5 protein-coding genes are annotated in these 5,961 nt (G+C 57.5%); all 5 read right to left on the reverse strand.

Annotation, left to right across the window (positions count from 1 at the left end; translation table 11 throughout):
* The coding region (locus ACIP1U_RS32395) for a hypothetical protein (RefSeq protein WP_400323987.1) at positions 1-1,514 on the reverse strand (1,514 nt) is incomplete at its 3' end.
* Entirely contained in the window at positions 1,514-2,371 is an 858-nt protein-coding gene (locus ACIP1U_RS32400) for a hypothetical protein (RefSeq protein ID WP_400323990.1), read from the reverse strand. The genes ACIP1U_RS32395 and ACIP1U_RS32400, both read right to left, overlap by 1 nt.
* 194 nt (positions 2,372-2,565) lie before the next feature.
* Positions 2,566-4,683, reverse strand: coding sequence for a hypothetical protein (locus tag ACIP1U_RS32405; RefSeq protein ID WP_400323993.1), 2,118 nt, complete (start codon positions 4,681-4,683; stop codon positions 2,566-2,568).
* Positions 4,661-5,515 carry a hypothetical protein gene (locus ACIP1U_RS32410; RefSeq protein ID WP_400323998.1) on the reverse strand — a complete coding sequence of 285 codons (855 nt, stop codon included), beginning with the start codon at positions 5,513-5,515 and terminating at the stop codon, positions 4,661-4,663. Before ACIP1U_RS32410 ends, ACIP1U_RS32405 begins: the two co-directional genes overlap by 23 nt.
* A 110-nt stretch (positions 5,516-5,625) precedes the next feature.
* Positions 5,626-5,961: hypothetical protein (locus tag ACIP1U_RS32415; RefSeq protein WP_400324000.1), on the reverse strand; the 336-nt coding region annotated here is incomplete at its 5' end.

Here is a 5,961-nt window from a genome sequence, read left to right on the forward strand (position 1 = left end):
TATCCAGCGACCGCAAATCCAGCGGCAGCGGTACTCAGCGCCGCGCTGGCAATCTGGTAGCCATTCCCATCCTCGATCGCCATTACCAGCGACACAACGCTCGCGACAAGGGCAAGTCCGCCTGCCACCTGTCCCATGGTGCCGGCCGACTCCATCAGGCTGTTGCCCGCAGTGGTCGCACCGGCCTCGTATGCGGCGATGCCCTGGTCCTTGAGCATGTTGGCGTAGATCGTCGCAGCTTGGCTCCCCAGGTTCAGGCTCGAGGCCGCGATGCCCAGACCATCCCCATCCTGAATCGCATTAAACAGATTCAGGCCGGCAGCGAGCGCATTCAGCCCCGCACCTACACCACTTGGCAACAGATGCACGTCGCTGCGCAAAGCGTCCAGATTGGCTAGCATGGCGGCGCTGGCCGCCACGATCGCTTTGGTGTCGCCCGATTCGATGGCCTGAATCAGGGACAGCATGCTTTGCACGCTGCCGAGAACGCCAACAGCGCTAACCGTCTCGGGCGCCGTAGTGACTGGAATGTCAGGCAGCGCTACCACCTCTGTGTCTTCAATGAAGTCAAATTCAGTGGCGCCCTCATATGGAAGAAGGCCGATCGCATGTTCAGGTACGGTGTCGCGCTGTGGTCCAAGTATTGCGTACGCTTCATCCGCGGTCATCGCACCATTGCGCACGCGATTCTCTACCTCTGCGCCCACGAGGCCATAAGCGACTAGCTCGGCGGGAATGTCGAGCACCAGATACTGATCACCAAATTCCCCGGGCAGTTCCAGCTCGCTGATCAGACCGGCTTTACGCAAGTCCTCGACATTCGGATCGCCTGCCGGATATAGCATCTTGCAGACGCCATCGCCTGGTTTCATGACGCTACCCTTGGCCTGCCCCCATACCTCTTCGAGCGCCTTCTCAGCGGCAGGATTCACAGCATTGCCGGGACTATTCAAGACCTTACCTGATACGGCTCCCACTACGCTATTGAAGCCCTCCGCGCAGGCGAGCTGGTTCGTGGCGTTGCTTGGCGTAATCCATTCGAGACCAGCCGAAAACGCGGCCTTGCTGCTGTCGATGGCTGAGCCGAGTATCCCTCGCGGGGTGGTCGTGTCCCACGCCGTGTGACCATCATCGAAATAAATCTTGCCATCCAGTTTGACGGGATTGGCAGACTGCGGATAGAGCTTGCTGTCATTGGCGAACTGCTGGAACTCACCGGCACGGGCATTCAATGCATCGCGCGTGCCTTCCAGTTGCTGGCGGTCCAATGCCGACAGGTTCGGATCATTGCGCAGCCTCGCTTCGTACTGCGTCGCCTTCGCGTAATCCTGCTTCGCAGTGTTGAGGAAATCGTTGTATTGCTTGACCGCTGCAAGTTCACCAAGGCGAGCTTGGTTGATTTGGAGTGAGCTAGCGCCGGCATCCCAAAGAGCCGCCAGTTTGTCTCGCGCTTGGTCAAGCTGAGTACTGAGTCGTTTCTCTTCGCTCCGCCATTGGGCAATAGGACCAGCCATTACTCATCTCCAAGCTTCAGGGCAATGCACTCATCGAGAGTCGGCCGCCACGCTTCAAGACTGTCGGCGAGTTTTCCGCTATCGGCCAATTTTGAATCCCGGGTCAATTTACGCAAAACGATTCCAGGATCTGCATATGTCCTGTAACGGCTAGCCTGAACCTGCCAGCAGTAGTACCTCGTCCAATCCGTAGAGCTCGCCATTTCTCGCGAAGCAAGATAGACCGCCACCGAGCCTGCGCCGTCATAGCCGGCTTGAGCAGCCTTGACTGATGCATCGAATCCTGCGCGTGTCTCCCTTGGAAAACCGTGGATGCCAGTCATGAGGAAGAAGCCGACCCTACTAAGGCACGCCGGATGGCCAACTGCCGCTCCGCTCCGCATGAACGCGTACGCAGGCTCGATGTACTTGGCTTGATTGCCCTTGGGGTCCCGGTCAATCAGGTACCAGTGCAAGCACATCGCACCCGCATCGCCGCCCTCAGCCAATTCCGTAAGCCGCGCTAGGGGCTTCTCTGCCGCGTAACGAATGCCGGTGGACGGCTGAAGAACCTGCAGCGTGATATACGCCAGCTCATAACCGTCTTGGGCCATGGCAAGCCAATCGGCTTCGCGCCGATTGGTTCCATCCTTGCCCAAGTACTTCGGCGTGCCGGTATTCCAAGCTTCCAGTTCATTGAAGAGATTCCGCTCGTACTCCGCTCGTGTTTCTGCGGAGAGCTGCTTGGCCTTCTCGTGATCAAATGGCGGGAGATCGTGCCGCTCCTGTGCATAGACGTAGAGGCCGGCCCCGCCTAACGCTATGAAGGTCAGCGCTGCCACCACTGACATACAGACCGTCCCTAATCGTTTTGCCATGTGTCTCTCCCTTGCATTCGAACATTCCGGCAAGACGCTTCACTCTCTGCTGTCGGCTCGCCGTAAAACAATGACGTTTGGTGCTACTCTTATTGCCGCCAGGACTGAAAGCCTCTTGAAAGGCGGAGGCTATGACATTTTCTCTACGGCCACAACCTGCCGGGGTAAAAAAAGCAACCTCAGTTTTTCGATTTTTACAATGCGAAATGAAAGGCCACCGCCTCAAACGCATGCACCTGGAACTCCTGCATCAGCGTCGCTTGCCCCGCTTGCCCCCGATTGCCCACCCCGTCGAAGTAGCGGGTCTGCTCCTGTCCGTTCTCGTCAATCCATTTCAAGTACAAATGACCGGGGGCGCCGTCAAAGCTCGCGGCATTGCCCAGGTAGCTATCTGGATCGTAGGCGTAGCCGATGGTCGGCAGGCGCTGGGGGATGATCGCGTAAACAGGGTTGCCATTGGCATCCATTTGGGCGGCCAGCGACTTCTGCAGTTCATCTACCAGGCTCTGCAGCATCCTGGTGGGCGTGCCGCCGCCTTGCTCGGTATCGACCGTGGTCAGCACATGGATGCTGCCATCCGGATTCCATACCGCAGTGGCCTCGCCTTCCAGCGTCGGGATATCGTCGTCGGTGAATGCCGCGCCAATCATCGCCACGGCAACCGCAGCAAAGGCCAGCGGCGGGCAGTAAGACGTGTATCCAGCGACCGCAAATCCAGCGGCAGCGGTACTCAGCGCCGCGCTGGCAATCTGATAGCCATTCCCATCCTCGATCGCCATTACCAGCGACACGATGCTCGCGACAAGGGCAAGTCCGCCCGCCACCTGTCCCATGGTGCCGGCCGACTCCATGAGGCTGTTGCCCGCGGTGGTCGCACCGGCCTCGTATGCCGCGATGCCCTGGTCCTTGAGCATATTGGCGTAGATGGTCGCCGCCTGGCTACCCAGGTTCAGGCTGGACGCCGCAATACGCAGTCCATCGCCGTCCTGGATGGCATTGAACAGGTTGATGCCTGCCGCCAGCGCATTCAAACCAACTCCGACGCCATCCGGCAGCAGCGTTCCGCCACCAGCTCGATCCAGGTTGGCCAGCATGGCCGCGCTCGCCGCCACGATCGCCTTGGTATCTCCCGATTCGATCGCCTGGACCAGCGACAGCATGCTTTGGATGCTGCCGAGAACGCTCTCGGGAGCGGGACCAGCTGCGGCACCGACTTCCTGAACTACCTGGCTGGAAACTGTGCCATCGGCATCGGTTGTAGCCAGGACAATGCGGCCATCCGGATACTCAATTCGTGTTCTTGTGGAGCCATCATCGAATATCTGCTCCGACGAGGTAGACAAAAGCCGGCCGTTGCCATCAACTGTAGTAGTGACACGCACGCCGTCGGAATCGACGCCAGTAGTGCTCCTCTCAATGACGACACCGTTCTTGATGACCTCGCGCCCAACGCAGCCAACGGCGTCATAGTTGTCAATGACAGTTTCTCCGTTGGCGTACGTGCGGCTGATTTGCTCCAAGCCGCTCGATAAATTTTGGACGCTCCAATCGATGGCGGCATCTGGATCGGCAAGCTTATATGCGAGGTCGCTGCGGAGCTTGGCCACGGCATCCGGAGAAACGCCGATCTGCTCGGCAATGCCGTTCGTGTAACGTTCCCAATAGGTCGTATTGCGGGAGAGCACGCCGGCGCCGTTTTCGGCAAAGTACGCATCCAGCGCACCACTCCGCAAGCCTTGCTCATACCCAGCTGCCTCGACTTGGAGCAGTTGCCGGTCACTGGCAGTCAGGAGCATCTGGTAGCGTTTGGGGATCGGTGCGTCTGGCGCAATTCCATAGGCCGCCCGCAGTGCTTGGAATTCCGCGCGGGCGCCCATTACCTCGGTTTGCATGCGCAGCGCGATATAGCCGCTCAACCGATCCACCGGGGATCGGGATACATCGTTCAGAATCTCCATCGACTTCTGAAGATCAGCGACGCGTGTGTAGTGATCCAGTTCGTGACTGACGGTTAGGATTGACGTCGTGGGAAACTTGGCGTTCGGACCGATGAACCAGTCAGGATTCAGTGCCACAACAAGCTTACCATTGCGGTCCGGCTCTGGATTGAAGAAAGCCCCATCTCGAGACTTGGATAATTCATCGTTGTTCTTTATTCGGACAACAAGATCAGATCCTGCCTTCGAAAGATACGAATTAAGAACTGCGTTTGAGTTCGCTTGTACAACAAAGTTGGCCAGCGCCGATCTACTGACCAGCGGATCGTTTCTCAGACCACTGAAGACAGGATCATTTTCGGAGAACGTCTTCATTGGAAACCTTATTCAAGTTATACGTGGCACCAAATTCGAGTCTTACTAGACAACCCTTTGCGAATCCAATCTCGAGGCCACCAGTGGTTTGACTTGGACTTCGAGCAACTAAACTCCCATCGCTTTCCTTCCCGTGCCTGTTCCAGCGTTCTGGTGGAACAGGGTGAAGACCAGGGGGCCACAAGCCAGGATCAAGGGGCACGTCAAGATATCCCTCAACCGCTTTGCTATCCACGCAGTCTTTGGCGCCATCCACTTTGACCGAAATATCAACCCCCCAACGCTCGCGCGGCAACTCATCCTCGAATCCACGATAGAGGTAATACCCTCGCCAAGCTGGATTGGAGAAGAGACCACCACTACGAAAGTCTTCTCGGAAATGAGGAATCAACGCTCCGTCCTGCATTCGCGTCTCAATGACTTCACGGGTTGTGGAACCAACATGCAGGAACTCAAGCATTTCGCGGCGATGCGATAGTAGTGCCGGGTCGTAATAGAAGCGTCGAGCAACATCCAGCAATTCCCTGATCTCGGGCCGAAGCCGCTTAGCGCTCTCCTCTTTCGAATCCCCCAGCTTCGCCCCGGGGATGACCTCCGGCGGAAGATTCTTGTAGTTCTTGACCCAAGCCGGCGGATAGCCGGGATAGAACTCCACCGGCTGCGCGGCAGAACTGTTTGATTCGATCGGCTTCCGTGAGGGCGAACTGTCCGATGACTCAACTGATTGGGCACTGGAAGATCCCTGCATGGCTTGCTGCGGCGCGCAACCAACAGTCATTACCAGCAGTGTCACAGGAAGCAACGCAATGGCTCGGCTTATGTCTATTTTCATGTGTAGATTCGTCTCACAGGGATCTGCCAACACGAAATTTTCCGGAAAATCAGCATGTTGCGATCACCTGGGCTACCGCAATAGTTTGGTAGCATGTCCAAGGCAGGAGATCATACTGAACACGAATAACGCCCGAAACAAGGCAATCCTGAATCAAGTTTCATTTTTGTTAGATCTGAATTCAGCAAGATTGAATCGACTACAGCCTCCAGCAGTCGATGATGCATCTGTGGGGCGTTGTTGCATAAATCGATCTTGATCCATTCATCCCGGATCGCGGCGTAGGCGTCCGCCGGGTTCGTGGGCGCAGCACTGGTGACGCGGCCATCGTTCGGGCGGACCGTGTCGGTGCGCGACGCGCCCTTGCCGCCATTGGTGTCGCCCTTGGAGGTCAGGCGGCCGTCGCCAGCCTCGACGGTGGTGACGGTCGTCGCGCCGTCCGTCAT

Source organism: Cupriavidus sp. NPDC089707, assembly GCF_044748965.1.
Lineage (GTDB): Bacteria > Pseudomonadota > Gammaproteobacteria > Burkholderiales > Burkholderiaceae > Cupriavidus.